Source organism: Anderseniella sp. Alg231-50 (assembly GCF_900149695.1).
Lineage (GTDB): Bacteria > Pseudomonadota > Alphaproteobacteria > Rhizobiales > Aestuariivirgaceae > Anderseniella.
In genome coordinates this window covers 2519110-2545630 of the sequence record NZ_LT703003.1, presented here as the reverse complement: position 1 = coordinate 2545630, position 26521 = coordinate 2519110, and the positions used below count along the sequence as shown (strand labels likewise).

Annotated in this window: 26 protein-coding genes; 23 read left to right on the top strand and 3 right to left on the bottom strand. The window is 58.7% G+C overall.

Going from position 1 to position 26521, the window contains the following annotated elements; all coding sequences use genetic code 11:
* Window positions 1-147: 147 nt before the first annotated feature.
* The 15 genes from DHN55_RS12070 to DHN55_RS12000 all read left to right on the top strand — a co-directional run bounded on the left by DHN55_RS12070 (window position 148) and on the right by DHN55_RS12000 (window position 14209).
* Window positions 148-813, top strand: coding sequence for a TetR family transcriptional regulator (locus DHN55_RS12070; RefSeq protein ID WP_108881507.1), 666 nt, complete (start codon window positions 148-150; stop codon window positions 811-813).
* On the top strand, window positions 810-1625 hold the full coding sequence (locus DHN55_RS12065) for an ABC transporter ATP-binding protein (protein ID WP_337660204.1): 816 nt from the start codon (window positions 810-812) through the stop codon (window positions 1623-1625). Before DHN55_RS12070 ends, DHN55_RS12065 begins: the two co-directional genes overlap by 4 nt.
* A complete protein-coding gene (locus DHN55_RS12060; RefSeq protein ID WP_108881506.1) occupies window positions 1618-2334 on the top strand; it encodes an ATP-binding cassette domain-containing protein in 717 nt (238 codons plus the stop codon). Before DHN55_RS12065 ends, DHN55_RS12060 begins: the two co-directional genes overlap by 8 nt.
* Window positions 2331-3194: an ABC transporter permease subunit gene (locus DHN55_RS12055; RefSeq protein WP_108881505.1), complete on the top strand. Its 864-nt coding sequence runs from the start codon at window positions 2331-2333 to the stop codon at window positions 3192-3194. The genes DHN55_RS12060 and DHN55_RS12055 overlap by 4 nt, the downstream gene beginning before the upstream one ends.
* On the top strand, window positions 3191-4135 hold the full coding sequence (locus tag DHN55_RS12050; RefSeq protein WP_108881504.1) for an ABC transporter permease subunit: 945 nt from the start codon (window positions 3191-3193) through the stop codon (window positions 4133-4135). The genes DHN55_RS12055 and DHN55_RS12050 overlap by 4 nt, the downstream gene beginning before the upstream one ends.
* Window positions 4136-4158: 23 nt before the next feature.
* Complete coding sequence (locus DHN55_RS12045; protein ID WP_108881503.1) at window positions 4159-5376, top strand: ABC transporter substrate-binding protein; 1218 nt, start codon at window positions 4159-4161, stop codon at window positions 5374-5376.
* 76 nt (window positions 5377-5452) lie between these two features.
* Complete coding sequence (locus DHN55_RS12040) at window positions 5453-6019, top strand: carboxymuconolactone decarboxylase family protein (protein ID WP_108881502.1); 567 nt, start codon at window positions 5453-5455, stop codon at window positions 6017-6019.
* Between the two features lie 18 nt (window positions 6020-6037).
* Window positions 6038-6808, top strand: coding sequence for an aspartate/glutamate racemase family protein (locus tag DHN55_RS12035; protein ID WP_108881501.1), 771 nt, complete (start codon window positions 6038-6040; stop codon window positions 6806-6808).
* Between the two features lie 203 nt (window positions 6809-7011).
* Window positions 7012-7740: a 2Fe-2S iron-sulfur cluster-binding protein gene (locus tag DHN55_RS12030; protein ID WP_108881500.1), complete on the top strand. Its 729-nt coding sequence runs from the start codon at window positions 7012-7014 to the stop codon at window positions 7738-7740.
* 1 nt (window position 7741) lies between these two features.
* Complete coding sequence (locus DHN55_RS12025) at window positions 7742-8074, top strand: succinate dehydrogenase (protein WP_108881499.1); 333 nt, start codon at window positions 7742-7744, stop codon at window positions 8072-8074.
* Window positions 8071-8412 carry a succinate dehydrogenase, cytochrome b556 subunit gene (gene sdhC, locus DHN55_RS12020; RefSeq protein ID WP_108881498.1) on the top strand — a complete coding sequence of 114 codons (342 nt, stop codon included), beginning with the start codon at window positions 8071-8073 and terminating at the stop codon, window positions 8410-8412. Before DHN55_RS12025 ends, sdhC begins: the two co-directional genes overlap by 4 nt.
* Before the next feature lie 2 nt (window positions 8413-8414).
* A complete protein-coding gene (locus DHN55_RS12015; RefSeq protein ID WP_108881497.1) occupies window positions 8415-10181 on the top strand; it encodes an FAD-binding protein in 1767 nt (588 codons plus the stop codon).
* Window positions 10178-11140, top strand: coding sequence for a fumarate hydratase (locus tag DHN55_RS12010; protein WP_108881496.1), 963 nt, complete (start codon window positions 10178-10180; stop codon window positions 11138-11140). The genes DHN55_RS12015 and DHN55_RS12010 overlap by 4 nt, the downstream gene beginning before the upstream one ends.
* A complete protein-coding gene (locus DHN55_RS12005) occupies window positions 11104-11784 on the top strand; it encodes a fumarate hydratase C-terminal domain-containing protein (RefSeq protein WP_108881495.1) in 681 nt (226 codons plus the stop codon). Before DHN55_RS12010 ends, DHN55_RS12005 begins: the two co-directional genes overlap by 37 nt.
* Before the next feature lie 115 nt (window positions 11785-11899).
* On the top strand, window positions 11900-14209 hold the full coding sequence (locus DHN55_RS12000; protein WP_108881849.1) for a DUF3604 domain-containing protein: 2310 nt from the start codon (window positions 11900-11902) through the stop codon (window positions 14207-14209).
* Window positions 14210-14219: 10 nt separating this feature from the next.
* Here DHN55_RS12000 and DHN55_RS11995 read toward each other — a convergent pair whose 3' ends face one another.
* Window positions 14220-15122, bottom strand: coding sequence for a LysR substrate-binding domain-containing protein (locus DHN55_RS11995; RefSeq protein ID WP_108881494.1), 903 nt, complete (start codon window positions 15120-15122; stop codon window positions 14220-14222).
* Between the two features lie 168 nt (window positions 15123-15290).
* On the opposite strand from DHN55_RS11995, the gene DHN55_RS11990 reads away from it, so the two are divergent.
* The 5 genes from DHN55_RS11990 (at window position 15291) to DHN55_RS11970 (ending at window position 20515) form a co-directional block, all read left to right on the top strand.
* Window positions 15291-16268: a tripartite tricarboxylate transporter substrate-binding protein gene (locus DHN55_RS11990; protein ID WP_108881493.1), complete on the top strand. Its 978-nt coding sequence runs from the start codon at window positions 15291-15293 to the stop codon at window positions 16266-16268.
* A 113-nt stretch (window positions 16269-16381) separates the two neighbouring features.
* Complete coding sequence (locus tag DHN55_RS11985; protein ID WP_108881492.1) at window positions 16382-16873, top strand: tripartite tricarboxylate transporter TctB family protein; 492 nt, start codon at window positions 16382-16384, stop codon at window positions 16871-16873.
* Window positions 16870-18384: a tripartite tricarboxylate transporter permease gene (locus DHN55_RS11980; RefSeq protein ID WP_108881491.1), complete on the top strand. Its 1515-nt coding sequence runs from the start codon at window positions 16870-16872 to the stop codon at window positions 18382-18384. The genes DHN55_RS11985 and DHN55_RS11980 overlap by 4 nt, the downstream gene beginning before the upstream one ends.
* 32 nt (window positions 18385-18416) lie before the next feature.
* A complete protein-coding gene (locus tag DHN55_RS11975) occupies window positions 18417-20030 on the top strand; it encodes a thiamine pyrophosphate-binding protein (protein WP_108881490.1) in 1614 nt (537 codons plus the stop codon).
* A gap of 29 nt (window positions 20031-20059) precedes the next feature.
* Window positions 20060-20515, top strand: coding sequence for a DUF4440 domain-containing protein (locus DHN55_RS11970; protein ID WP_108881489.1), 456 nt, complete (start codon window positions 20060-20062; stop codon window positions 20513-20515).
* 13 nt (window positions 20516-20528) lie between these two features.
* Here DHN55_RS11970 and DHN55_RS11965 read toward each other — a convergent pair whose 3' ends face one another.
* Both DHN55_RS11965 and DHN55_RS11960 read right to left on the bottom strand, forming a co-directional pair.
* A complete protein-coding gene (locus DHN55_RS11965; protein ID WP_108881488.1) occupies window positions 20529-20846 on the bottom strand; it encodes a zf-HC2 domain-containing protein in 318 nt (105 codons plus the stop codon).
* Window positions 20843-21556 carry a sigma-70 family RNA polymerase sigma factor gene (locus DHN55_RS11960; protein WP_337660203.1) on the bottom strand — a complete coding sequence of 238 codons (714 nt, stop codon included), beginning with the start codon at window positions 21554-21556 and terminating at the stop codon, window positions 20843-20845. The genes DHN55_RS11965 and DHN55_RS11960 overlap by 4 nt, the downstream gene beginning before the upstream one ends.
* Window positions 21557-21605: 49 nt before the next feature.
* Between DHN55_RS11960 and DHN55_RS11955 the strand changes: the two genes are divergently transcribed.
* Genes DHN55_RS11955 through DHN55_RS11945 form a run of 3 tightly spaced genes read left to right on the top strand, consistent with a single transcriptional unit; the run spans window position 21606 to window position 26491 of the window.
* Window positions 21606-22871: a cation:proton antiporter domain-containing protein gene (locus DHN55_RS11955; protein ID WP_108881487.1), complete on the top strand. Its 1266-nt coding sequence runs from the start codon at window positions 21606-21608 to the stop codon at window positions 22869-22871.
* Between the two features lie 23 nt (window positions 22872-22894).
* Window positions 22895-24505, top strand: coding sequence for a glutamate synthase-related protein (locus DHN55_RS11950; RefSeq protein WP_108881486.1), 1611 nt, complete (start codon window positions 22895-22897; stop codon window positions 24503-24505).
* A 12-nt stretch (window positions 24506-24517) separates the two neighbouring features.
* Window positions 24518-26491 (top strand): thiamine pyrophosphate-dependent enzyme, encoded by a 1974-nt coding sequence (locus tag DHN55_RS11945; RefSeq protein WP_108881485.1) that lies wholly within the window; start codon window positions 24518-24520, stop codon window positions 26489-26491.
* Window positions 26492-26521: the final 30 nt, after the last annotated feature.

Below are 26521 nucleotides of genomic sequence, written 5' to 3'. Positions count from 1 at the left end.
AGTAACAGCCGGCAGCGTTGCCAGCCAGGCGAACATGGGAGGTGAGAGTTATACACACAAACAAACAGTACTGATTGTTTGTGGACATTGAGGCGGAATTCGGCATAGGCTTCAACAATAAAAAGGGCCGGGGCTGATAGGGTGGTTATGGAAAAAGTTCGAAAACGGCAGGAAGAACGCCGTGACGAGACCTCTGCAAAACTGCGCGCGGCCACGATTTCGCTCATCGCGGACCGTGGTTATGTCAATACCACCACCACGGAAATCAGCAAGAAGGCAGGTGTGTCGCGCGGTGCGCTGCTGCATCATTACCCGGCCAAGATCGATCTGATTGTTGATGCCGCAGCGCAGGTCTGGCGCCAGGCGATTGTCGAGGTGCAGACACTGTCGGGCGCGCTTGGCCGTGGCGAGCTGGATATTGACGGGTTTGTCGAAGGCGTCTGGGACAGGGTGTTCCAGCACAATTCAGTGACCATGACCCTTGATCTCATGAGTGCTGCGCGCTCCCACGATGAACTGCGCGAACGCATTTCAGGTCATCTTCAGAACCTGTTCAAGGCCTATGATGAAATTGCCGACCAGGCGTTTGCCGGATCCGGCCTGTCGCAGGACCAGCGCCGGGTTCTGGTGTCCATGACCACCTGCATGATCAGGGGGCTGAAGCTGCAGGAACAGATGCATCCCGACCCGGCAATGACGCAGGCAATCCGAGATACGTTCAAGATCATGCTGCAGCAGGTTATCGATTCCGGCGACAAGCAGTCATTACTGCCGGAGCCCGGCAAGCTCAAGCTGAAGGTTGTAGGCTCATGAACATGCCGGCCGCAGTTCCCGCCACAGAGCCATCGGCGTCGGAAATCATTTTGTCGGGATCAGGCCTGTCGCGCAGTTTTGGTGGCGTGCACGCGGTTGTCGACATGGGATTTGAGCTGAAGCGCAACTCGATAACCGGCCTGATCGGCCCCAATGGCGCCGGCAAATCAACCCTGTTCAATCTGGTCAGTGGCGTCGATCGGCCAAAGAACGGCAGCGTTATGCTCAACGGTCAGGATGTCAGCCGGCTTGATGCCTACAAGCGAGCGCGCCTCGGCATGATCCGCACATTCCAGCTGTCACGCGAATTCGGGCGGCTGACAGTTCTTGAAAACCTGATGCTGTCGCCGCAACTGCAGCTCGGCGAACAATTGCTGCCGCTGTTTCTCCAGCCTGCCGCGGTCAGGTCCAGTGACAGGGACGTTTTTCAGCGCGCCTGCGAGGTGCTCAAGATATCACGGCTTGAAAAACTCAAGGACGAGTATGCGGCGAACCTGTCCGGCGGGCAGAAGAAGCTCCTCGAACTGGCCCGTACCTTGATGATCGACTGTGACGTCATCCTGCTTGATGAACCCGGTGCCGGCGTAAACCCGGCGCTGATGAGCACGCTCACGGACATGATCGTCGACCTGAACCGCAATCACGGCAAGACGTTCTTCATCGTCGAGCATGACATGGACATGGTGGCCAGACTTTGTGATCCGGTCATCGTGATGGCCGAGGGCAGCAGATTGATAGAAGGCTCGTTCGACGTCATCCGGGAAGACAAGCGGGTGATCGAAGCCTACCTGGGAGGCTCGCTCGATGGCTGAGTACCTGCTGGAAGCTGAAAACGTCTGTGTGGGCTATGGCAGGGGTGACATCGTTCACGGTGTCGATGTCAATGTCAGCGCCGGGCGGATTGCGACGATCATCGGCCCCAACGGTGCCGGCAAATCCACCATGATCAAGACCATCGCCGGCGTGCTGACGCGCCGCGAAGGCTCGATCCGCATTGATGGTGTGGAAATCGGCGGCAAACCGGCGAGCGAGATCGCACGCTGCGGCGTGGCTTACGTGCCGCAGGAAGCCAATGTCTTCCGCCAGCTGACCGTCACTGAAAACCTGCAGATGGGCTCCTGGATCGAGCCGAATGAATTCGATGGCCGCTACGAGAAAGTCTGTGCCCTGTTTCCGATCCTCAGGGAGCGGGCAAAGGTGCGCGCGGGCAACCTGTCCGGCGGGCAAAGGCAGATGGTGGCTTTCGGCATGGCATTGATGGTCGAGCCGAAAGTTCTGTTGCTGGATGAGCCTTCTGCCGGGTTGTCTCCGGCCATGGTCGAGCAGATGTTCGACACCATCAAGCAGGTCAACCGAACCGGCATCGCGGTGCTGATGGTCGAACAGAACGCCATGCAGGCGCTGAAGATATCCGATCATGGCTATGTCATGGCCGCGGGTCAGGTCGCCATGTCGGCGCCCGCATCAGAATTGCTGGATTCCAGCGAAGTCTCCGAACTCTATCTGGGAACACGGCAATGAACGGTCAACTGATCATAAACGGCATCGTGAATGCCTCACTCATCGCACCACCGGCAATCGCATTCTCGCTGCTGTTCGGAATTTTGCGGTTTCCCAATTTTGCCATTGGCGCCTATGTGACGGTCGGTGCGTTTATCGCCTATGCGCTGAATGTCGGGGCAGGACTGCCCATGTGGGTCGCCGGCCTCGGGGCGATGGCCGGCACGGCCGTTGTGGTCTGGTTGTCGGACGTTTTCGTGTTCAAGCCGATGCGCGGCCACACACCGGTAACCCTGCTGGTGGTCTCCATCGCGCTTGCCCTGATTATCGAACATATCATCCGGTTGTTCTACGGCGCGGATGTGCGTGGTTTCGACCTGCCGCTCGAACGGCCGATAAAGTTCGCCGGCATGCGCATTACCGGCGAGCAGATCGACATCATCGTGATGACCATCGTCATCGGCATCGCCATTCACCTGCTGCTGCAGTACACCCGCATCGGCAAGGCCATGCGCGCCACCGCAGACAATGAGACACTGGCGGAAGTGCGCGGCATCAACACCTCCTATGTCATTGCCTTCACCTGGTTCATCTGCGGCGCCTTGTTCGGCCTGACCGGGGTGTTTGCCGGGCTGGACCTGGTCATCGAGCCGCTGGTCGGATGGTATCTGACCATTCCGATTTTTGCGGCAGCGATACTGGGCGGTATCGGGTCGCCTTACGGCGCCATGCTCGGCGCCTTGCTGGTGGGGCTGGCGGAGGAACTGACAGTGCTGGTGTTGCCGAGCTCCTACAAGATCGGGGTCGGGTTCGTGATCATTGCGGTGCTGCTGCTGATCCGTCCGCACGGATTGCTCGGCCAGCCGGAGATCAAGAAATGAGTGCATACCTGATATCCATGGCCACATTTGTCGGCTTCTTCATGATCCTGGCGCTGGCTCTCAACCTGCAGTGGGGCATGACGGGCATGGTGAACTTCGGCATTGCCGGATTTTATGCGCTCGGCGCCTACACCAGCGGCCTGCTGTCAGTGAAGCTGGGCTGGCCGGTCGGCATCACCATCGCAATGAGCTGTGTGACGGGCCTGATTGCGGGCGGCCTGGTTGCCCTGCTGTCGATGCGATTGCGAGAGGACTATCTTGCCATTGTCACATTGGGCTTCGGCGAGATTGTGCGGTTGATCGCTCTGAATGAAGACCAGATCACCGAAGGGCCGCGCGGCCTGAAAATTGATGCCCGCCCGTTTGCCGACATGTTTGATCGCGAAACCTATCCGCTGGTCTACCTGGCGCTGGTGGCGCTCGCGGTAGCCGTGGTTTTCCTGATCGTTGAGTGTATTCGGCGATCTCCGATGGGGCGGACGCTGCGCGCCATCCGCGAAGACGACGTGGTTGCCGAAGTGCTGGGCAAGAACGTGTTGCGGCACCGGATACAGGTGTTCGCGCTGGGCGGCAGTTTCATGGGACTGGCCGGTGCGCTTTACGCGCACTACGTGCAGAACATCAGTCCTGAAGTCTTCATGCCAATGGTCGCGATCTTCATCTGGATGTCGGTCATTGTCGGTGGAGCAGGTAATAACTGGGGGCTTTTACTGGGAGCCGGTGTGGTCATGACCATTCTGGAAGGATCACGGTTTCTGGGAGACTTCATTGACTTCCTCGACGCCGAACAGCTCTCGGCCATCCGCATTATCGTTATCGGTGTTCTGCTGATCGCGATACTGCGCGTGCGTCCGAGGGGCCTGATACCGGAACCCAAATTCTCGTTTGCCGCTGCATCAGCTGACCAGGAGCGGCAACCTTCTACTGAAAACGCAAAATAAACTGAAACAGGGAGTATCAAAAAATGAGTAGCAAAATCACACGCCGCAGTGCCTTGATAACAGGCGGTGCAATTGCCGCGGCCAGCGTGTTCGCACCGAATATCGCGCGCGCGGCTGATCCGATCAATGTCGGCAGCCTGACGCCCAACACCGGCGGCGGCGGTCCGTTCGGCCCCAAGATCACTTCGGCGCACAAGCGTGTCGTTGAGTTGGTGAACAGCCAGGGCGGCGTGCTCGGCACGACCATCAACCTTTTTCAGGAAAACTCCGAAACCAACCCGGAAACCGCGGTGCGCGCTGCCGACAAGCTGATCAATGTCAACAAGGTCGTTGGCATTCTGGGCACCTGGTCGTCATCGGTAACGCTGGGCATCATGCCGAAGTGCCAGGAAGCAGGCGTCATCCAGATGTGTACGTCTTCATCGGCCGACATCCCGGTCCGCGACGAAAAGGGCTATGTGTTCAACTTCCAGGCGCTGTCGCCGGTCTGGGGACGGGCGATTGCCAGCCTGGCATTGCGGCGTGGCTTCAAGACCTTCAACCTGATGGCGCTGAACAACGACTTCACCCGCTCGATGATGGATGGGTTCACCGAAATCGTCGGCAAGGACAAGCTGCTGCAGGACTCCTTCTATTACAATGGTGGCCAGTCGTCCTATCGTTCCGAGGTAACCCAGCTGATCGAGAAGAACCCGGAAGCGGTCTTCATTCCGTCCTACGTCACCGACTTCACATCCGTGTACAAGGAGATTTTCCGGCAGGGTTATGAAGGCCAGGTGATTTCGGTGTCGATCTCGACCGGCGCAAAGTTCAAGGAAGCCATTGGTGAAGCAGCCAACGGCATTATTCACGGGCTTCCCGTGCCGCCAATCAAGAGCCCGGCCTATGCGGAGTATGTGACTGAAACCGGTCTTGAACCAACTGATGGTGTCCAACATCCGTTCGGCACTGCAGGTCGTGACCAGATGTCGGTGTTGCTGCTGGCGATTGAAAAGGCCGGCTCAACCGATGCTGACAAGGTGTCCAAGGCAATCTGGGAGGTCACTACCGGCGATGGCAAGGAAACGGTTTACAATGTGACTGAAGGTCTCAAAGCCATTCGCGCAGGCAAGGAGATCAATTATTCCGGTGCAAGTTCGAGCATTGAATTCGACAAGGAAGGCATGGTGCTTGGCCGTGACTTCCAGCTGGCCGAAATCAAGGACGGCAAGGATGTCGTGATCGAACGCCTGGAATTCTGAAAACACGAAAAATGGCCGGGTGGTGAAACATCCACCTGGCCCACATGATCGAAATGTTTCAACGAGGAGCAGTTACATGGCACGCGTACGCGATGTTGAAATGGAAGAATTGCCTGAAGATGTACAGCCGATATTTCACCGGTACGCCACGGAGTACGGCCCGTTTCTGAACCAGGTGAAAGTGTTTGCGCATCGCCCGCCGGCGGTAAAACACATAATGGGACTGTTGCTGGAACTCTCCGAAGAAAAAGTTCTTCCCAAGCGCTATCTCGAAATAGCGGTGGTGGTGGTCTCCAAGATCAATGAATGTACATATTGTGTAAAGCATCACGGGCCGCGGCTGGTTGAACAGGGCCTCAGCCCAGAAACGGTCGACAATATCCTGGAGCCGGAAGTCGAGGGCTTTGATGAAGTGGACATGCTGGTGCGCGATTACGCGGTGCAGGTGACCAATAATTTCCAGTATATGCGGGACCAGATCTTCGAGGATCTGAAACAGCACTTTACCGAAGAGCAGGTGGTCGAACTGACCTTGCGCATTGCCTTGTGCGGGTTCTTCAACCGGTTCAACGATGCCTTGCAGATAGGCATAGAAGACAATGTGATGACAGACATGCTGTCCCATGAAACAGCGGCGGAATAGCAAGCAAGGAGACGTGTTATGTACGGAAGGCGTGGACGCATCGGCCTTATGGTTCCAACCGGCAACTCGGTTGTCGAGCCGGAGTTTCAACGCATGGCGCCTGATGGCGTGTCGACCCATGCCAACCGCGTGGAGTTGAAGGACGTCACGCCGGACAGCCTGCTGGCCATGGAAAACGATACGGCCCGTTCGGCACGTCAGATCGCCCAGACGCGGCTCGGTGTCATCGCCTTTGCCTGCACGTCGGGAAGCTTCGTCGGCGGGGCGGGATATGACGACCGGCTGATCAAGATGATCGAGGACGAAACCGGTATCGCAGCCACTACCACCACGACAGCTGTGGTGCGGGCCCTTCGGTTGTTGAACGTTTCCCGCATAGCGTTGGCCACACCCTATACGGACGAGGTGACAAAGCTTGAGGTTGAGTACCTGAATGACAACGGCTTTGAGGTTACGGCTTGGCAAGGCGGAGGTATTACCGATACGGCTGACATTCAGGAATGTGAGCCGGAAGTGTCCTTCAAGCGGGCTCTGGAAGTTGACAATGATCGGGCTGAAGCCGTTTTCATCTCCTGTACGGGGTTCAGAACCATCGAGAATATTGCCGGGCTGGAAGCCGAACTGGGCAAGCCGGTGATCTCGTCGAATCAGGCGACATTTGCCGATTGCCTGAGGATTCTTGACATGCATGAAGTCGCGCCGGGTTATGGCAGCCTGTTTGAGAAGACCTTTGAACGGGTTCGTGGTACCGCGACATCCGGCAAGGCCTCCCGGCAGGCCGCAGAATAGCCTGTCTGCCGGAGGCAATCCCCTGTTCTTGAGCTTCACGGACGCGCGTCAGTTGTCCTGAGAGAACAATGGGAGTGTGCCAGAGGGCGTTTTCATGTAAGGTAAATTTATATTTGGAGTTAGTTTTTATCTCTTTTCGTTAGAAAAACATATACATATAGATAGACGGATGATGGTGCATATCCAAGCAACGGAGCAGTGATTTGTCGTCCGACCCTGTTGAATTAGAGGTTTCGGTCTGGCGCGGTGACAGTGCATCCGGCCGGTTCGAGGACTTCAAGGTTCCGGCCCAGGAAAATCAGACCATTCTGGACGTGGTCACGTGGATCCAGCAGCACCGTGACCCTACGCTGTCCTACCGCTATGCATGCCGTGTCGGCATGTGCGGATCGTGCGCCATGATGGTCAACGGCGTGCCGCGCTGGACGTGCCGCACCCATGTGAAGGTTGCACTGAAGGACAACAGGATCAGCATTGGCCCGTTGCGTAACCTGCCGGTGATCAAGGACCTTGCGACGGACATGGATCCGTTCTTTGACAAGTGGGTTGCGGCTGAAGGCGTGCATCATCCGTCAAGGACGCGCGACGATGCGATCGAGCAGATTGACCCTGAAGATGCCTCGCGCCTGGAAGCCAACAAGGGTATCGAATGCATCAACTGTTCGGTGTGCTATGCCGCCTGCGATACGGTGGCCGGCAATGCAGACTATCTCGGACCGGCCGCCCTGCTACGGGCGTGGACCCTGTACAATGACGCCAAGGACGACGGCAAGCTGAACATCCTCGATGCCGTGTCAGGCAGGGGCGGGTGCCATAACTGCCACAGCCAGGGCAGTTGCAGTCACTACTGCCCCAATGACCTGAATCCGATGGCGGCGATCGCAGGCTTGAAGCGGGCGTCGGCGTTCTCCTTTTTCAAGGGGAGGAAATAGCATGCTGACGGTCAGGCTTTACATGCTTCAGCGCATTACTGCACTGGCGATGGCGCCGCTGGTGCTGGGACACCTGGCTGTGATGATCTATGCGGTGCAGGGCGGGTTGTCGGCAGCCGAGATATTGGGACGCACACAAGGCAGCGTCGCCTGGTTTTTGTTTTACGGTGCCTTCGTTGTCGCCGTGTCGATCCACGCGGGCATCGGGTTGCGCGTCGTTGTCCATGAAGTCGTGGGCCTGAAGGGTGCGCTTCTGGAGATGTTCACATGGGCAACCGCGGCCGGCCTGTTCCTGCTGGGCGCGCGCGCGGTCATGGCGGTGACCTTGTCATGATACGCCCGCACCGCACTCACGCGCTCTGGTACGCTTTCATCCTGCACCGCATTTCGGGTGTCGGGCTTGCCCTGTTCCTGCCGGTGCACTTCTACACGCTGGCGTTGGCCCTGACCGATCCTGAACGTCTCGACGGGTTTTTCAGGTGGACGGAACTGGCGGTCGTAAAATTTGCCGAGTTCGGACTGGTGTTCCTGCTGGCGTTGCACATGTTTGGCGGCCTGCGGCTGATGGCGCTCGAGTGGCTGCCCTGGTCAGACCGGCAGAAGACACTTGCGGCCGGGGCGGCGGCGGTCTCGTTCCTGATCTCCGGTGTGTTTCTGCTGAGGGCGATATAGACATGAATTCGACCAGCCCAATTGAACGCCATGACACCGATATCCTGATCCTGGGCACTGGTGGCGCCGGCATGTTTGCGGCCCTGCATGCACAACAGTCAGCCGCGCCTGGCACCAAGATCACCATCGCGGTAAAGGGCCTTATCGGCAAATGCGGCTGCACCCGCATGGTGCAGGGCGGTTACAATGTGGCGCTCGGAGGCGGCGACACGGTTGAACGCCATTTCATGGATACAATCAACGGCGGCAAGTGGCTGCCCAACCAGGATATGGCCTGGAAACTGTGTGAACAGGCAGTGGTGCGGATCCGTGAGCTGGAAAATGAAGTGGGCTGCTTCTTTGACCGCAACCCGGACGGCTCGCTGCACCAGAAGGCGTTCGCGGGCCAGACCGCCGACCGAACCGTTCACAAGGGCGATCTGACCGGTATTGAAATCATCAACCGGCTGATGGAACAGGTGCTCAGCCGGCCCGTTGAAAAACTGCAGGAGCATCGCGCCATCGGGCTGATCCCGACAAAGGACGGTTCGGCCATCGCAGGTGTGCTGTTCATCGACATGCGGACCGGCAAATTCCGCTTTGTACGGGCAAAGGCGGTGATGATGGGCACCGGTGGCGGGCCGACCATGTACAAATACAACACACCGTCCGGCGACAAGACCATGGATGGGCTTGCCATGGCTTTGCGCGCCGGACTGCCCCTGCGCGATATGGAAATGGTGCAGTTCCACCCCACCGGCCTGCTGGCGGGAGATCACACCAAGATGACCGGCACCGTTCTGGAGGAGGGCCTGCGCGGAGCCGGCGGACAGTTGCTCAACGGCGCCGAACAAAGGTTCATGTTCGACTATGATGACCTGGGTGAGCGCGCCACCCGGGATGTCGTCAGCCGCAGTATCTACTCGGAGATGCGCAAGAACAACTCGTCCAAAAACGGCGGCGTCTATATTTCGATGAGCCATCTTGGACCTGATACTGTGCGCAAGAAATTCAAGGGCATGGTGAAGCGTTGCGAAGACAGCGGTTTTGACCTGGCAGCAGGCCTGGTCGAAGTCGTGCCGACGGCGCACTATTTCATGGGCGGTGTCGTGGTCGATGAAGATACGCGTACCGAACTGGAAGGCTTTTATGTTGCCGGAGAAGATGCTGGTGGCGCGCACGGTTCCAACCGGCTGGGTGGCAATGGAGTTGCCAATTCAACCGTTTATGGCGGTGTTGCCGGCGATGTGATGGGCGCCGATATCCGGAACATGAGCGCATTGCGTGATCCCGATGAAGCAGTGCTGGCTGCGGAAATCGAGCGGGCGCAACTGCCGTTTTCAAAAAGCCCCGGCAATGTGCAGCGACTGCGTCATGAGCTGCAGGAAACCATGTGGGACGATGTTGGCGTGCTGCGTACGGCAACCGGCATGAAACGCGGTGCGCGCCGGATCTCGGAGATAAAATCGGAACTGCGCGAGACAGGTGTGGCATCGGATAACCTGGCGTTCAACCTGACCTGGCATGACTGGCTGAACCTGGCGAGCCTGTGCGACGTGTCGGACGTGATCGCCGCAGCCGGACTGGCCCGCGAGAACTCCCGTGGTGCGCATCACCGCGAAGACTTTCCCGACACCGGCACGATGGAAAGCTCATATTTCACGGTTGCCCGGAAGCAGGCAGACAAAGTTGATGTGGTCCGTGAGGCAGTTCAGTTTACAATCGTCAGACCCGGCGAAACCATATTGCCTGACGGCGAGCCGGAAACACTGGTGGAGGCTGCGCAATGATCCCGATTGATCTGATCCAGAAAACGGCCGAGACACTGATGGACAAGGCGGCCATTGAAATCCCGGACGACTATCTGGAAGGCCTGAAGGCTGCGGCCAGTGTCGAAGACGGCGACCTGTCATCATTCGTGCTGCAGGCGATGCTGGAAAACTACAAGGCGGCCAAGGAAGACCGACGCGCCATGTGCGGCGATACCGGAACGCCGCGCTGGTACGTGAAAATGGGCAATGAGACCCAGGTCGAAGGCGGTCCGGTTGCGCTGGAAGCCGCCTTGCGCCGCGCCACGGCCAACGCCACCAATGGCGTGCCGCTGCGGCCCAACCGGGTGCATCCGCTGTGGCGTACCGACCATGACAACAATGTCGGCATCGGCGCGCCGGAGATTGAATATGCCTACGAGCCGGGCGGCGAGTGGATCGACCTGATCACTGTGCACAAGGGCGGCCTGTTCGGCACCGACTACCGCATGCTGTTTCCGTCCGACGGCATTCAGGGCATCAAGCGGTTTTTCCTCGACAGCCTGGTGGCGTTCGGCAAGCGCGGCCTGGCCTGCCAGCCGGCGATAATCGGTATTGGGCTCGGTGGCTGCAAGGATACCTGCATGGTGCTGGGCAAGCGCGCCGCCTGCCTGCGCACGGTGGGCGACAGGAACTCCGACCCGAAGATCGCCGAGCTGGAGCTGGAGTTTACCGAACTGGGAAATTCCATTGGCATGGGCGCGATGGGTTTTGTCGGCAAATCCATGGTTATCGATACCCATATTGAGGTGGGCTACTGCCATACCGGCGGCATGCAGATGTCCGTGCATGCGTTCTGCCTGTCATCGCGCCGGGCGGTGGCGCGGGTTTTCGCCGATGGGCGTGTGGAACACCGCACCGACCCTGAATGGTTCACTGATTATCAACGCCGGGAGACTGTGGAATGGGAAATGCCCGCAAGCCACGAGAAATCCGCCTGAGCACGACGCCGAGTGCTGAAGCGCTGGCCGACCTGCGCCTGGGTGACATCGTCTACCTGGACGGGTTGATGTATACGGCGCGCGAAGGTGTCTACAAGCGCGCGCTTGAGGATAAGGCCAACATTCCGATGGAACTGCCATCGCAAAGTGCGGCGAACTTTCATTGTTCGCCTGCGGCCCGGATCAACACGGACGGCAGTTTTGAAATGGGGGCGGTGACGGCAACCGCATCGTTCCGGTTTGCCAAATGGCTGCCGGAATGGCTGGCCAAGTCCGGCGCCAAGCTGGTGATCGGCAAGGGCGGTATGACCAGCAAGGATTACAAGAGCTATTTTGTGCCCAACGGAGCGATCTATCTGAGCACGGTCGGCTATGGCACCGGTGCGCTGCTGGGGCGCGGGGTTGAGAATGTCGAAGCGGTTCACTGGAACGAAGAACTTGGCCTGGCGCAGGCCATGTGGGTGATCCGCTGCAACAGGATGGGGCCGTTTATCGTGGCATCGGACCTTGAGGGCAACTGCCTGTTCGAACGGGAAAACGAACGCATTTCTGAAAACCTGCACAAGGCCTATGAGGGCACAAAACCCGCGACGTTGAAACGGTTCGGCGAAACCGACGACAAGAGTGACGAACTGATCGGCTGATCAAACGACAGGCTTGCCGCTGCCTTTAAACATTCCGGTCAAGGTGGTCGTCTGCTGCGGCACCACTGAACAAACCGACTTCTCCCGAACAACAGAAAATACAAAGGACCGATTTATGTCATCTCACGAGTCCGAGACCCCCTGGGCCGACATCGACAGTGGCGTTGTGCGTCATGCAATTGCGGTAGAGCAGCTGGGAAGTGCGACCATCACACCGAATGGCGAGTTCGAAGCGGGCTCCAATGCCTCTTTTACACTGATCTATACGGCGGGGCTGTTTGGCATCGACGACTCCGGCAGCCTGCGTGTTTGTTTTCGCTTCGCTTCCGACCAGAGCAATCCACAGTTCGATGATCCATCCGGTCCCAACTACACTACGGTCGAGGCTTCAAACGGTGCTGTCCTGCAGGTGCGCTGGGATGCCAAGGCCAATGTCCGTCCGTGGGACCGCACGCTCTGGATCAAGGTTGTCAGAGGATACCTGACCGAGGGTGATACCATCACCATCCGCTTCGGCGTCACCGACCAGGGCGGCCCCGGCATGCGACTGCAGACCTTCTGCGAAGACACGTTCGAATTCCGGGTGCTGGTGGACCCGATTGCCACGTTCAACTTCCAGCCGCTTCCGGTGCAACCGATGATTTCCATCGTTCCCGGCGCTCCGGAGCGGTTCGTCGCGGTATTGCCGACGCGTCGACGTGTGAACGAGGAGTTTGCATTGAAACTCAAGGGTGAAGACAAGTGGGGTAATCCTTCAGACAAGTGCGACACGCACCTGACAGTTGAAGCCGACGGGATCATTCACGGGCTTCCGGAAACCGTGCGTCTCAAGCCGGGCCGATTCAAACTCGAGATTCCGGCATTGACTGTCTCCGATCCCGGGCGAGTTGCGGTGCGTCTTCTGGATGAAGGCGGAAACATTGTTGCCAGCTCGAACCCGCTGATGGTCGAGAACACCGATCTGGTGCATTTCTGGGGCGACGTGCACGGGCAATCGGAAGAGACGATTGGTACCGGATCAGCGGATCAGTATTTCACGTTTGCCCGTGAGTTGGCATTTGTGGATGCGTGTGCACACCAGGGGAACGATTTTCAAATCACCGACGAGTTCTGGGCCGAGCTGAATGCACTGACTGCGAAACACGATATGCCGGGCAGGTTCGTTGCTCTTCCCGGTTATGAATGGTCGGGAAACACATCTCTCGGCGGTGACCGCAACATCTTCTTTCCAACCGACGACCGCATTATCCGGCGCTCATCGCATGCTCTCATCGACGGCGGCGATACCGAGGGTACAGACGCACTGACGTGCCAGAAACTTTTCGAAGACCTGGCGAAGAACCAGGAGTGGGATGTGGTGATGTATGCCCACTGCGGTGGGCGTTATGCAGACATTTCCGTTGCCCATGACGGCCGGTTTGAGAAATCTGTTGAAGTGCACTCCTCCTGGGGCAGCTTTGAGTGGATTCTGCATGATGCGTTCAAGCTGGGCTACCGGGTCGGTGTTGTAGCCAACTCTGACGGCCACAAGGGACGCCCCGGCGCAAGTTACCCCGGTGCCGGCAAGTTCGGTGCCATTGGTGGCCTGACCTGCTTCCTGATGGACAGTCTGGACCGGGAATCACTGCTGGACTGCATGCGCAAGCGCCGGCATTACGGCAGCACTGGCGGTGCCAATGGGCGGATGATCATCGATATGGAAGGTTCGTTCAGCGATACGGGAACCATGTACCATGATGACCCGGCCTTGTTTGACAAGCCTGCGGGCACTGCCACAACCAAAGCCTTGATGGGGGATATCGTGCACCTGCCATCAGGTGAAATGAACCTGAGCGTGGCCCTGGAAACCACGTCGCCGATCGAACGCGTCGATATTTTCAATGGCGTGGACCTGATCGAGACCGTGCGGCCATATGGCGATGATGATCTGGGCGCGCGGCTGAGAGTTCAGTGGGAAGGCGCGGAATATCGTGGCCGTTTCCGCGAAGTGATCTGGGACGGCAGCGCCGAGATTTCCGGTAACACTGTCACCGACAGTAGCGCGATAAATTTCCTGAACCGTGACAAGACGCTTGACCGCGAGGGTAATGTGCTTTCCTGGAAGGCGCTGACGACCGGCAACTCTGGCGGCTTTGAGCTGGTTCTGGAAAATGCGCACGATGGCACACTCAAGTTCGATACCCCGCTGATCAAATTTGAGAAGGCGATTGCAGATATCGGTCTTGAAGACACCCTCCATGACGCCTCGGGTGACCTTCCGCGTTTTGTGAAAGTTTATCGTCTGCCGGCAGAAAATAACCATCGCAGCTTCAGGTTCACCCGGAAGATTGATCTGAAAGAGGCCGGCGACAATCCGATTTATGTCCGCCTGACACAGGAAGACGGCACGCGTGCCTGGACCAGCCCGATCTACGTGTACCGGTAATTGATGCGCTTCACCCGTCAGTTGAACTGTCCGGCCGGCCGTTGGCCGCAACTGCTGTCAGGAGCCTGGTATGCATTTCGTCAATCACACGGGTTCTTGCGCTGTCGTCACGGCTGATGAGGCCCAATTGCCGAACCGGCGCATGCGGCCCCAGTGACAGGCGTTTCAACGGCAACTGGTTCATGGACGGAACGCAACTCCTGGGTGCTATGGAGACGCCAAGATTGCGCAGCACCATGCTGGAAATGGCTTCCAGACCCTCCAGCTCCATGGTGTCGTTCACTTCAATTTTCCGGGCCTGCAACCATTGCTCAATCATCATGCCTACCACAGCATTTCTGGAAAACCGGATGAACGGATTGTTTTGCAGAAGGTGGACAGGATCGTCGCTGTCGGTTTCGGCGGAAGCCAGAAGCTGCATTGGTTCGGTCGCAATGTCCTGCCAGCTCAGCCTGCGTGGCAGCAGGTTGGGTTTGGAAACGATAGCGGCATCAAGATTTCCCCGTTCGACCTGTAGCAGCAGTTCATTGGTCAATCCGGGATAAACACTGACGTGCAGGTCGGGGAACTCTTCCTTGAGCATGGAAATTGCTGTGGGCGTGAGCCCTGTCAGCGTGGTCGGAACAGCACCAAGCGTCAGTTTTCCGCGCAACCCGTCATCGCCCAGAACTGACGGCACCAGCGCGTCATAAGCAGCGACTACTTCGCGGGCCTTGCTGACAAGGGCCCGGCCGGTGGGGGTCAGCACAGGAGTGCGCCTGCTCCGGTCAAAAACAGCCAGGCCCCATTCTTCCTCCAGGGTTTTCATCTGCTGGCTGACGGCGGCATGGGTTACGAAAACAGCATCGGCTGCCGCGCTGAACGTGCCGTGTTCTTCCACTGCGATGAGTGTTCTCAATACGCGAATAGACATGGACAGTGTTTGACGTAATTTTTTCTTTCAGTCCATGTTATATTTTGTCACTTTGTGCAAGGCTGACTTAATAATATGTTTTCTCGATAAAACATGGGTTGCCAGACTGGCTGCCAGCAATAACGTTAGCCGTGACGCATCAATCACAGCACCATGAGGGAGAAACAAATGAAATTTGCCAAAGCTGCTTTTGTTGGGGCGATTGCCCTCGGGATCACTGCCACGGCGGCATTGGCCGAGTATCCGGAGCGTCCGATCAACATGGTCATTCCTTACGGTGCCGGCGGGGCAACTGACATTTCTGCACGTACAATCGCCGAGCCACTTGGCGCAGCCGTCGGCAAACCGCTGGTGATGTCCAACATTACCGGGGCAGGCGGAGCCACAGGTTCCGTTGCCGCGCAAAACGCAAAACCGGACGGATATACAATGTTGTTTGCGCGTGTCGGTTCGCACTCGGTCAACCCGGCGATGAAAGCGACCTTGCCCTACACGCTGGACGACTTTCGCTTCGTCACCGTCTATGAAATCAATCCGGTCGCCTGCGCAGTGACGCCTGCGTCGGGCATCAAGTCAATGGACGAACTGATTGCCAAGGTAAACGGAGGCGGTGTCGCGTACAGTTCTTCAGGTGTCGGGTCACTGTTGCATCTGGCAGCTGCCATGGTGCTGAAAGAATTCGGTGTAGAAAAGCCGCTTGAGGCGGCGACCCACATTCCGCAAAAAGGCGGTGGCGCGGCCGCAACTGCGGTTCTGAACGGCACGGCGACATTCCTGTGCACGAACTCGTCCGCCCTGGCCAGCTTTGTGTCCAACGGCCAGCTGGTTCCGCTGATGGTTACGACACCCAAGCCTGTGGCCGGGTTTGACGCGCCAACCGCCGCTGATCTTGGCAAACCGGCGCTGGAAAAGCTGGTTGGCTGGACCGGAATTGCAGGACCGGCGGGGTTGCCTGACGAGGTGGCTGAAAAGTGGGGAACGTGGATGGCGACCGCCACCGCAGACGAAGGCTTCCGCAGCAAAATGGAAGCGCGCGGGTCCGTCATTGAATTGATGAACCCGAAAGATGCCAACGAGTTCATCCGCGGCCAGTACACGATTTTCCGCGCCCTGGTTGACGAGCTTGGCATGAGAATCGAGGGCTGATCTTCCTCCCTGTAGAGCCCGCACGGGCGCCGGTCCCTTCAGAGCGGCCCGGGTTCATCTGAGCCCAAGTAGCTGATCTGGAGGCCCGGCGTCTTTTCAAACCGGAGGCGGCCATGGAAGACAGAACTATCCAGATACATCTCGGTATCGGCGCCATAGCCACGTCTGTGTTCCTGATAATAGTGGCCATTCCGTTCTGGGTATCCAGCCCCAGCAATGTGCCGAACATTATCCTGTCGCCGTTGTTCTGGCCCAATGTGCTGGCAGCCATTACCGGTCTGATCGGGGCAGGGCTCATCGTCACATCGATTACCCGGCCGCGATCGGAAACGCCTGCGGTGTCTGATGTTGCTGACCGACCCGCCGCCTTCAGGCGCCTGGCGGTCATGGCTGTCATCATGACTGCGACTGTCCTGGTCATGCCGTGGGTAGGGTTGGTGTGGACTGCCATGGTTACTTTTGCTGCCACGGCGTTCCTGGTGAAGACAAAACACCCGCGGGCAGCACTTGTGTGTGCGCTATTGATCCCGTTGCTGCTGTATGTGTTTTTTGCCCACATTGCCGGTGTAGCGATACCGCAAGGTGACTTTGTGAGGCTGCCATGAGCTTTGTCGACAGCCTGCTGGCCGGACTGCAACTGGTCAGCAATCTTGAAGCGTTCCTGGCACTGGCGTTGGGCGTTGCCATCGGCGTAATCGGTGGAGCCATTCCCGGCATGTCGGCCACCATGGCAGTTGCGCTGACGCTGCCGTTTACGTTTTCCATGACGCCGATTACCGGGATACTGCTTCTGCTCGGGGTCTACAAGGGCGGCATATTCGGCGGTTCGATTCCGGCTATCCTGATCAAGACACCGGGTACGCCGGCGTCGTCGGCAACAGTGTTGGACGGCTATCCCATGGCGGAAAAGGGCCAGGCGGGCAAGGCTCTGGGCATGGCGCTGTGGGCCTCGTGCACAGCCGACCTTGTCAGCAATCTTGCCCTGATTTTCTTTGCCGGATTCCTGGCCTCGTTTGCGCTCAGTTTCGGGCCGCCTGAATTTTTCACGCTGATCCTGTTTTCACTGACCATTATCGCAGGCGTGTCCGGTGACAGCCTGCTGCGCGGCGGGTTGTCGGCGATGCTGGGCCTGCTGCTGGCGACCATCGGACTCGATCTTGTCTATGGCACCAACCGTTTCACCTTCGGTAACCCGAACATGATGGGCGGCCTGAATTTCATCGCCGTGCTGATCGGGTTGTTTGCCATTCCCGAAATACTGAGCATGGTGTGGAATCCCAGTTCGCACGACGGTGTCGCCCGAAGCCTCGGCAAGAACAAGGTGACATTTGAGGAGTACAAGCGGTCTTTCAAGTCGATCGTCCGGGGCAGTTTCATTGGCGTTTTCCTCGGCTCAATTCCGGGTATTGGCGCGGCGCCCTCTGCATTTCTTTCGTATTCCGAAGCGCGGCGCAAATCACCCAACAAGGAGAATTTCGGCAACGGCGAGATAGAAGGAGTTGCAGCGTCGGAAGCCGGTAATAACGGCGTCGCGGGAGCAACGCTCATTCCGTTGCTGGCCCTGGGCGTACCGGGTGACGTGATCACGGCGATCATCATGGGTGCATTCATGATTCACGGACTGCAGCCGGGCCCGATGATGTTCGTCCTGAACGTGGACGTCATCTACGGACTGTTCATAGGTCTGATCGTGAGTTCCATGTTTTTGTTCTTTATCGGTTCGGCGGCCATCAGGGGCTTCAAGTATGTCGCGGACATTCCACGTGGCGTGCTGTTTCCGGCGGTGCTGATCCTGTGCGTTTATGGCGTGTTTGCCGTCAACAACAACATATTCGATGTCGGCGTGATGTTTGCCATGGGCGGGGTCGGTTTCGTCATGCTGCGCTACAAGGTTCCGGCGGCGCCGTTTCTGATCGCTTTCATCCTGGGGCCGTTGCTCGAAGACAACTTCCGCCAGTCCATGCTGATGTCGGGCAGTTCCGGGTGGGTGCTGTTCCGCGGGCCCATTACCTGGTTCTTCTGGACGCTGACGGCGATCACCGTGTTCGCAATCGTGCGTGCCGGCATCCGGGCCACGCGACAGCAGGCAGTTGCTCCCACCGGCAATGACCCCTGAAACGTTTTAGCCCTGATCAAAGGAATTCAAACATGAGAGGTGCTGACCTGCTGGCGCAAACGCTTGCCGCTGCTGGTGTGACCAAGGTGTTTTCGTTGTCTGGCAACCAGATTATGCCGGTCTATGACGCGTGCCTGGAAGTGAAGATCGAGATAGTGCACACCCGTCACGAAGCCGCGAGCGTGTTCATGGCAGATGCCTGGGCGCAGCTGACCGGCGAGATCGGCATATGCCTGGTAACCGCGGCACCGGGAGCCGCCAACGCGTTTGGGCCATTGTATACCGCGCGCCAGTCCGAAAGCCCGGTCCTGTTCCTGACCGGAGACTCGCCCATGGTTCAGGATGGCCGCGGGGCGTTTCAGGAGCTTGACCAGGTGGCAATGACGGCGCCTGTGACCAAGCTTTCCCTGCGCGCCACAGACCCCAGCATGCTGGGGCGTGATACGGTGAAGGCAATCCAGCTTGCCATGTCAGGTCGGCCGGGGCCGGTACACCTGGCATTGCCGTTTGACGTGCTTGAGGCGGATGCGACCGGTGCGCAGGTGCCCGGACCACCGGTGTTCCGGCCACAAGATCAAGGATTGAACCCCGACGATGCGCGCACTGTCATCGAAGCGCTGGAACCGGCCGCAGCGCCATTGGTGTTGTGTGGGCCTGCGCTGAGCTTTTCACGGTGCGGCAAGCAACTCTCAGAACTGGCAGTTGCATTGGATGCGCCGGTGGTGGCCATGGAAAGCCCGCGCGGCCTGAAGGATCCCGCGCTGGGTGACTTTGCGAAAGCGGTTGCCAAGGCTGACCTGGTTGTCAGCCTCGGTAAGCCGGTGAATTTCTCACTTGGATTTGGCGGCACCGACATGTGTTTGCCGACATGCAGGTGGATCGTGATCGATGCCGAGGCAGACGAGCGCAAGCGGGCCAGGCTGAACCTCGGGGATCGCCTGGATCAGGCCATTAATGCAGACCCGAAAGCTGCGGCAGCGACTTTGGCGAAACAGGGTTCCGGCGGCGCTGAGCGCGAGGCATGGCGCAGTGAGGTGACCGGTTACATTGCAGCACGAAACTGTCCAGCCGGTGAACCGGTTCCAGGTGAGGCAATAACACCGGCACAGCTGTGTGCTGCCGTGCAGCGCCATGTGGCTTCGGCCGCCGAAAGCGTCGTTATCAGCGATGGCGGCGAGTTCGGGCAATGGTCGCAGGCTGGTACACATGCTGACTACAGGATCATCAACGGCCCGGGCGGGGCTATCGGCGGCGCGCTGTGTTACGGGCTGGCTGCAAAACTGGCGAGGCCCGACGCTACCGTCTTCGCCCTGATGGGAGACGGCACCGTTGGTTTCCACCTGGCTGAATTTGAAACGGCGGTGCGGGCAAACACGCCGTTTGTCGTGGTGATCGGCAATGACGGGCGCTGGAATGCCGAACACCTTATCCAGATGCGTGATTACGGACCAGACCGGCTGATCGGGTGTCAGTTGAGCGATGCGCGCTATGACGAGGCGGTCAAGGCACTGGGCGGTCATGGCGAGTACGTTACCGATCTTGCCGATCTGGATGACGCGTTGTCGCGTGCGGTGACTTGCGGCAAGGTGGCGTGCGTAAATGTCGTTATTGAAGGTGTGCCGGCTCCTGCAGGCTCTGCTCACTGAGCAGGTAAATTCAGAAACGAGGTCAGTCCATGAAGAGGTTTTTTCGACGTGCTACCATTACCGGTGCATTCTGCGCAGGAGTTGCCGTCACCATGCCGGTGTCAGTGCAGGCCAGTTCTCCAGGCCCGATCCAGAAGGCGATTGATGAAATCGGAGCTGCCTTCGCGAGACAGAATTTTGACGAGATTAAAACCTTTTTCGCGCCCGATCACCTCGTAGTGACCACCTATACCGGTGTCAGTCCGGTGAGCGAATATCTTCCGGACGCGATCAGGAATCTTGATATCCGGTCAGCCAGGATCGAGGATCACCAGTTGGTCAAGCTGGGGCCGGGTGTCTACATGCGCACCTATTTCGTGGAAAACCAGGGCACTTTTCGTGGCAAGACCTTGCCTGAGCGTGTGCTGGCGACCCAGATCTGGGTGCTGCGCGACGGCAAGTGGGTGCAACGGCTCTACCAGGAGACGCCACTGTCACCGCGGTAAACTGTTACAACCGCTACTTGCGATCCTGCGGTGTCCGGGCAGCCAGCACGGCGCTGACCAGGTCCTCGGGAACATCCGCCAGTGTCTCGGTGGTCTGGGCGTCCAGAACATCACGGGTCACGGTCATCGCCGACCGGTAGGCAGCCAGGTAATCCCGGCACTCCCGGCAGACGGCCAGGTGAAACTCGAAAATGCGCCGCTGCCTGTTGCTCATGCTGCCATCGAGGTAGGAGAGAATGAATTCCTCGAATTCGGCACAGGTGATCATCAGTGGCAGCTTGAACATGATGCTTCTGATGCGCTGGCGGACTGAGGTGGGCATGATCTTCATAAGGCTGCTCCTTCGAACAACGGGCTTAGAAGTTTTTTCAATGCGGCGCGGGCACGGTGCAGCCGCACCTTGACATTGGCTTCGGTCAGGCCGGTCATGTCGGCTACTTCGGATGTTGACAGTTCCTCGATGTCCCTGAGCATCAGGATGACACGGTAGCTGTCCGGCAACCGGTCGATGCACGCCAGTACCTGCTGCCTGCGGTCGCTGGACAGCAACACGGCTTCAGGCGTCTGGGCCAGTTGGGACAACCCGGACGGTTCATCTATGCGGCAGCCGGAACCGTCAAATTCCGGCAGCAATTGATCAATCGGCTGTTCATTCAGCCGGCGCTGCTTGCGCAGGGCCATCAGGGCCTGGTTGACGACAATCCGGTGAATCCAGGTCTTGAGAGCGGCTTCGCCGCGAAACGTCTCCAGGTTTTTGAAGACATTTGAAAAGGCGTCCTGCACCACATCTTCGGCAATGGCGCTGTCTTTGACAATCCGTCTGGCCAACGCCAGCATCCAGCCGAGATTGGCGCGGACGAATGCTTCGGTTGCGGCCCTGTCCTTGCCAATCAGAAGCTGCGGCTTCTGTTCTGCGCTGGCAACAAGATCTGTATTTTCGGGCAGGTTCAATTCGCAATCCCCGCGCGGGGCCGCACGCGCATGATGTTTGATCTGAACGACACAATCCAGTTCACTGTAACCCTTTTGGAACGGCGGCATCCAACAATTATCCGCAGGGCAAGCTGCCGCACGTTGAAAGCAAAAAACCATGACTGCCGCATTGTTGATTATCGCCATCGTCACGGCTTGTTACACGATCCTTGCCAAGCGCCTGGCATCGACCCCACTGACTGCACCCATGCTGTTTATCGCCTTCGGCGCGCTGATGTCGGTAAGCGGGTTGTTCAAAGCCGACCAGGCCGAGCACATTCTGCATTTCACCGCAGAGATAGCCCTCATCCTGCTGTTGTTTCTTGATGCGTCGCAGATCGACCTGAAAGTGCTGCGCCGGGATCATGGCTGGCCCATTCGGATGTTGCTGACCGGCCTGCCGCTGTCGGTGCTGATAGGGTCCGTATTTGCATGGCTGCTGCTGCCCGGGTGGCCGGTTGCAGCCGTGGTGCTGATGGCGGCTCTGCTGGCGCCCACTGATGCGGCCCTCGGCCAGGCTGTTGTTTCCAATACCATTGTCCCTGATCGGGTGCGGCGTACCCTCACAGTGGAAAGCGGGCTGAACGACGGACTTGCCCTGCCGCTGGTGTTGTTGTTCGCCAGCCTGCTGTCCGCGGAAGTGTCGCAAGACGGAACTTACTGGCTGGTGTTTGCAGCCGCCCAGCTGATACTGGGGCCGATTGCCGGTATTGTCATGGGCTGGCTCGGAGGCCGGGTGCTGCTGTGGTCGAAGGCAAAGAATTACACATCAGAGGTCTATGAAGGCGTCGGCGCCATAGCTCTGGCAATTGCGACCTATCTGCTGGCCAACCAGATTGGCGGTAATGGTTTCATTGCGGCGTTCGTGGGAGGCCTGACCTTCGGCAATGTGGTCAAGGGGCAGTGCAAGTTCATCTACGAATTCACCGAAAGTGAAGGGCAGATGTTGAGCTGGGGCGCCTTTTTCCTGCTTGGGCTGGTCCTGGTTCCCACCGCCGTGAACCATCTGGACGCTGCCGGGCTGGCCGTCATTCTGACAAGCCTGTTTATCGTCCGCCCGCTGGCGGTGTGGATGTCACTGGCCAGGACCGACACCTCTGCGATGACCCGCCTGTTTCTCGGCTGGTTCGGCCCGCGCGGTCTTGCAACTGCCCTGTTTGCCCTGCTGGTGGCCCAGCAGAATGGTCCCGAAGCGGCCGAACCGATCCTGATGCTGGCGATCAATGCAGTCTGGATCAGCGCACTGTTGCACGGTGTAACCGCCGCGCCGGCAGCCAAATGGTATGCGAGAAAACTGGGCAAGGTGACTGATTGCGCGGAAACGCAACCAATCCACTCATCTGCCAAACCCCTGCGGACACATCAGCCGCCAAACGTCAATTGAACCCAATACAGGATGCCTCAATCATGAAAAAAGTCGCCATCACGAAATTGTCCGAGCTTGCAGACCGCAAACCTGCATACGCGATATCCGGCGAGGTGGACCTCGTGGTTGTCCGGATAGATGATGCGGTGTCGGTGTTCTACGGGCGCTGCCTGCATCGCGGTGCGCTGATGGCTGACGGTTTCGTGCGTGGCGACAACCTGATCTGCGGGGTGCACAACTGGGATTACCGGCTGGACAGCGGTGTGTCGGCCTATGCCAATGACGAGGTGCTGCCGAAATTTGCGTCCTGGACAGACGGTGACGACGTTTTCATCGATGAAGACGAGGTTGCCGAATGGGCGCTGAAAAACCCGCAGCCGTTCAACCGGGAAGCTTATCTCGGGCTTTATGCTGATACTGCACATGGCACGGCCGAGGAACCCTATAACAACCTGATCCAGCGATACGCGCGCGACGGTTTGTCAAAGACGGGCCATCACGGCGCGGTGGACGCCATGGGCGTGCCGCGTGACGAGTTGCCGACCTGGGACGACATTCAGCTCATTACCGCCCAGTTGTGGAAAGCGCCGCTGCTTGATGATGATGCTGTCGGTACCGATGTGGTGATTGGCCCCAAGGCAAAAAAGCCGCTGCACCTGAAGATACCCCTGTTCGTGTCGGACATGTCTTTTGGCGCGCTGTCGGAGCCTGCCAAGGTTTCCCTGGCCCTGGGGGCTGAGATGGCTGGTACCGGCATCTGTTCCGGCGAAGGCGGCATGCTGCCGGAAGAACAGGCCGCCAACAGCCGTTATTTCTACGAACTGGCATCCGGCCGTTTCGGCTTCGACTGGGACAAGTTGGCCAAAGTGCAGGCGTTTCATTTCAAGGGCGGGCAGGGCGCCAAGACCGGAACCGGCGGCCATCTGCCGGGCAAGAAGGTCAAGGGCAAGATTGCCGAGGTGCGCGGACTGAAAGAAGGTGAAGATGCCATCTCGCCACCCAGGTTTCCGGACTGGACTTCGCCTCAGCAGATCAGGGAATTTGCCGATGAAGTCCGCGAGCGCACAGGCGGTATTCCGATTGGCTACAAACTGTCGGCCCAACATATCGAGAAGGACATCGATGCGGCGCTGGAGGTTGGTGTCGACTATATTATTCTCGACGGGCGCGGCGGCGGTACCGGCGCTGCCCCGATCATCTTCCGGGATAATATCTCGGTGCCGACCATCCCGGCGCTGGCCAGGGCGCGTGCGCACCTCGACAAACAGGGCAGGGATGACATCAGCCTGGTCATTACCGGCGGACTGCGCAAGCCGGCCGACTTCATCAAGGCCCTGGCCATGGGCGCGGACGCGATTGCCGTATCGAACGCGGCCATGCAGGCAATCGGCTGTATCGCCATGCGGGCGTGCCATACCAATAATTGCCCGGTTGGCATTGCCAGCCAGAAACCCCACCTGGCCAGCCGCATAATCGTTGAAAATTCTGCCCGGCAACTGAGCAACTTCTTTGAGGCGAGCGTGGAGCTGATGCAGGTCATGGCCCGCGCCTGCGGTCATGACCATCTGAGCAAGTTCAATCAGGACGACCTGACAACATGGAAAAAGGACATGGCCGATGTTTCCGGCGTGACCTTCGGCGGCGCGGCGTAAGGGAGCACAGCAATGACCAAACAGCAACTCGACTGGTATTCCGCAGGACTGGCCAAGGACCTGCCTGAAGGCCGCGTCAAAACCGTAACAGCACGGACCACTTCCATCTGCCTGGTGCATTTCGATGGCCAGTGGTCGGCAATGGACAATCATTGTCCGCACCAGAACGGCCCGCTCGGCGAGGGCGCAATCGAAAAAGGCGAAGGCGGCAAAAGCTGGATCCGCTGTCCGTGGCACGGCTGGGACTTTGATCCGCTGACCGGTAAACCGCCCGGTGGACATGAAGACAGCGGCCAGCAGATGTATCCGGTTGAACTGCGCGACGGCGAGGTATTCATCGGCCTTGAGGCAGAACCTCCCCGCGAAACCACAGTTACCGACGTCATGGTCGAGACAATGACGAACTGGGGTGTGCAGTCGGTGTTCGGCATGGTGGGGCATTCGAACCTCGGCCTGTCGGATGCCATCCGGCTGGCGGTTGAAGACAAGCGCCTGAAGTATTACGGCATCCGCCATGAAGGGGCAGGGGCATTTGCGGCGTCCGCTTATGGCAAGCTGACCGGCAAGCCCGCAGCCTGCCTGACCATTGCAGGACCGGGTGCCACCAACCTGATGACCGGCATGTGGGATGCAAAGGTCGACCGGGCACCTGTCCTTGCACTGACCGGGCAGGTGCAAACCCAGGTTCTGGGCGCGGGCGCGTTTCAGGACATCGACCTGAGGTCGGCGTTTCAGGCGGTGTCGGCCTTCTCGCAACCGGTCTTGAGCAGTTCAAACCATGCCGAGCTGATGTCGCTGGCCTGCAAGACGGCAATCGTCGAGCAGGATGTGGCTCATCTGATCTTTCCCGATGATGTCCAGACGCTGCCGTCTTCGAAACCTGCATCCGGGCCGTCCGGGCGCGTGTCGCGGCAGGGAATCCAGCCGCAGGAGGCTGACATCGAGCAGGCAGCACAGATGATCGCGGAAGCCAGGCGCCCGATCCTGGTGGTCGGTCACGGGGCTTTTCCGGCCCGCGACCAGGTTGTCGCCATGGCCGGGGAGATGGGCCTGCCGGTCATGACCACGTTCAAGGCCAAGGGCTTTATCCCGGACGACCATCCCAATGCCGGCGGTGTCATGGGCAGGTCGGGCACACCTATTGCGAGCTGGTTCCTGAACGAGGCCGACCTGGTGCTGACATTGGGGACGAGCTTTTCAAATCACACCGGCATCACGCCAAGCAAGACAATCATCCAGGTCGATCATGACCGGATGCAACTGGGCAAATTTCACCGTGTCACCCTGCCGGTGTGGGGAGACATCGGCGCGTTTTGCAGTGCGATGCAGGGACGGGTGAAGTCAGGCGCAACCGACCAGTTGAACGAACTGGCAGATCGCTGGCGCATGTGGCGCGACGAAAAACACCGCCGCCTGGCTGAAGAACACGGCGAAGGCGTGCATTCGTTTGCGATTTTCGATGCTCTGGGCCGTGTCGCGCCGGATGATGCCATTTTTGCGGTGGATGTGGGCAACAACACCTATTCCTTTGGGCGTTATCTCGAAACCAAGGGCAGCCAGCGGGTGCTGATGTCGGGGTATCTGGGCTCCATCGGGTTCGGCTTTCCCGCCGGAATGGGCGCATGGGCGGCCACGCAGGATGTTGCGGCTCTCAAAGGGCGAAAAGTCATTTCCGTATCCGGTGACGGCGGCTTTGGCCAATACCCGATGGATTTCACCACGGCGGTGAAGTACGGGATGGATGTCACCCATATCCTGCTGCACAACGGACAATTGGGCAAAATCAGCAAGGAGCAGCGCGCTGGTGAGTGGCCGGTCTGGCAAACCGACTTGCACAATCCGTCATTTGCCGCATTTGCCAAACTGTGCGGCGGTCACGGGTCGAAAGTGAGTGACGCGAAGGACCTGGAAGCGGCTATCCGAAAAGCCCTGGGCTACAATGGACCGGCCCTGGTCGAGATCATGGCTGATCCGGAACTTATCTGATTGCCGGTTTCCGGGTGCGTTTCGCTGTCG

Bases quoted from the DNA above. Each gene is read 5' to 3' on its own strand.
- DHN55_RS12005 (WP_108881495.1), top strand. From the start codon at position 11,104: ATGGGAAATGCCCGCAAGCCACGAGAAATCCGCCTGAGCACGACGCCG.
- DHN55_RS12025 (WP_108881499.1), top strand. From the start codon at position 7,742: ATGCTGACGGTCAGGCTTTACATGCTTCAGCGCATTACTGCACTGGCG.
- DHN55_RS12070 (WP_108881507.1), top strand. From the start codon at position 148: ATGGAAAAAGTTCGAAAACGGCAGGAAGAACGCCGTGACGAGACCTCT.
- DHN55_RS12015 (WP_108881497.1), top strand. From the start codon at position 8,415: ATGAATTCGACCAGCCCAATTGAACGCCATGACACCGATATCCTGATC.
- DHN55_RS12050 (WP_108881504.1), top strand. From the start codon at position 3,191: ATGAGTGCATACCTGATATCCATGGCCACATTTGTCGGCTTCTTCATG.
- DHN55_RS12055 (WP_108881505.1), top strand. From the start codon at position 2,331: ATGAACGGTCAACTGATCATAAACGGCATCGTGAATGCCTCACTCATC.
- DHN55_RS12060 (WP_108881506.1), top strand. From the start codon at position 1,618: ATGGCTGAGTACCTGCTGGAAGCTGAAAACGTCTGTGTGGGCTATGGC.
- DHN55_RS12010 (WP_108881496.1), top strand. From the start codon at position 10,178: ATGATCCCGATTGATCTGATCCAGAAAACGGCCGAGACACTGATGGAC.
- DHN55_RS11980 (WP_108881491.1), top strand. From the start codon at position 16,870: ATGAGCTTTGTCGACAGCCTGCTGGCCGGACTGCAACTGGTCAGCAAT.
- DHN55_RS12040 (WP_108881502.1), top strand. From the start codon at position 5,453: ATGGCACGCGTACGCGATGTTGAAATGGAAGAATTGCCTGAAGATGTA.
- DHN55_RS11950 (WP_108881486.1), top strand. From the start codon at position 22,895: ATGAAAAAAGTCGCCATCACGAAATTGTCCGAGCTTGCAGACCGCAAA.
- DHN55_RS11975 (WP_108881490.1), top strand. From the start codon at position 18,417: ATGAGAGGTGCTGACCTGCTGGCGCAAACGCTTGCCGCTGCTGGTGTG.
- DHN55_RS11990 (WP_108881493.1), top strand. From the start codon at position 15,291: ATGAAATTTGCCAAAGCTGCTTTTGTTGGGGCGATTGCCCTCGGGATC.
- DHN55_RS12000 (WP_108881849.1), top strand. From the start codon at position 11,900: ATGTCATCTCACGAGTCCGAGACCCCCTGGGCCGACATCGACAGTGGC.
- DHN55_RS11955 (WP_108881487.1), top strand. From the start codon at position 21,606: ATGACTGCCGCATTGTTGATTATCGCCATCGTCACGGCTTGTTACACG.
- DHN55_RS12065 (WP_337660204.1), top strand. From the start codon at position 810: ATGAACATGCCGGCCGCAGTTCCCGCCACAGAGCCATCGGCGTCGGAA.
- DHN55_RS11960 (WP_337660203.1), bottom strand. From the start codon at position 21,556: ATGCCGCCGTTCCAAAAGGGTTACAGTGAACTGGATTGTGTCGTTCAG.
- sdhC (WP_108881498.1), top strand. From the start codon at position 8,071: ATGATACGCCCGCACCGCACTCACGCGCTCTGGTACGCTTTCATCCTG.
- DHN55_RS11970 (WP_108881489.1), top strand. From the start codon at position 20,060: ATGAAGAGGTTTTTTCGACGTGCTACCATTACCGGTGCATTCTGCGCA.
- DHN55_RS11965 (WP_108881488.1), bottom strand. From the start codon at position 20,846: ATGAAGATCATGCCCACCTCAGTCCGCCAGCGCATCAGAAGCATCATG.
- DHN55_RS11985 (WP_108881492.1), top strand. From the start codon at position 16,382: ATGGAAGACAGAACTATCCAGATACATCTCGGTATCGGCGCCATAGCC.
- DHN55_RS12045 (WP_108881503.1), top strand. From the start codon at position 4,159: ATGAGTAGCAAAATCACACGCCGCAGTGCCTTGATAACAGGCGGTGCA.
- DHN55_RS12035 (WP_108881501.1), top strand. From the start codon at position 6,038: ATGTACGGAAGGCGTGGACGCATCGGCCTTATGGTTCCAACCGGCAAC.
- DHN55_RS11945 (WP_108881485.1), top strand. From the start codon at position 24,518: ATGACCAAACAGCAACTCGACTGGTATTCCGCAGGACTGGCCAAGGAC.
- DHN55_RS11995 (WP_108881494.1), bottom strand. From the start codon at position 15,122: ATGTCTATTCGCGTATTGAGAACACTCATCGCAGTGGAAGAACACGGC.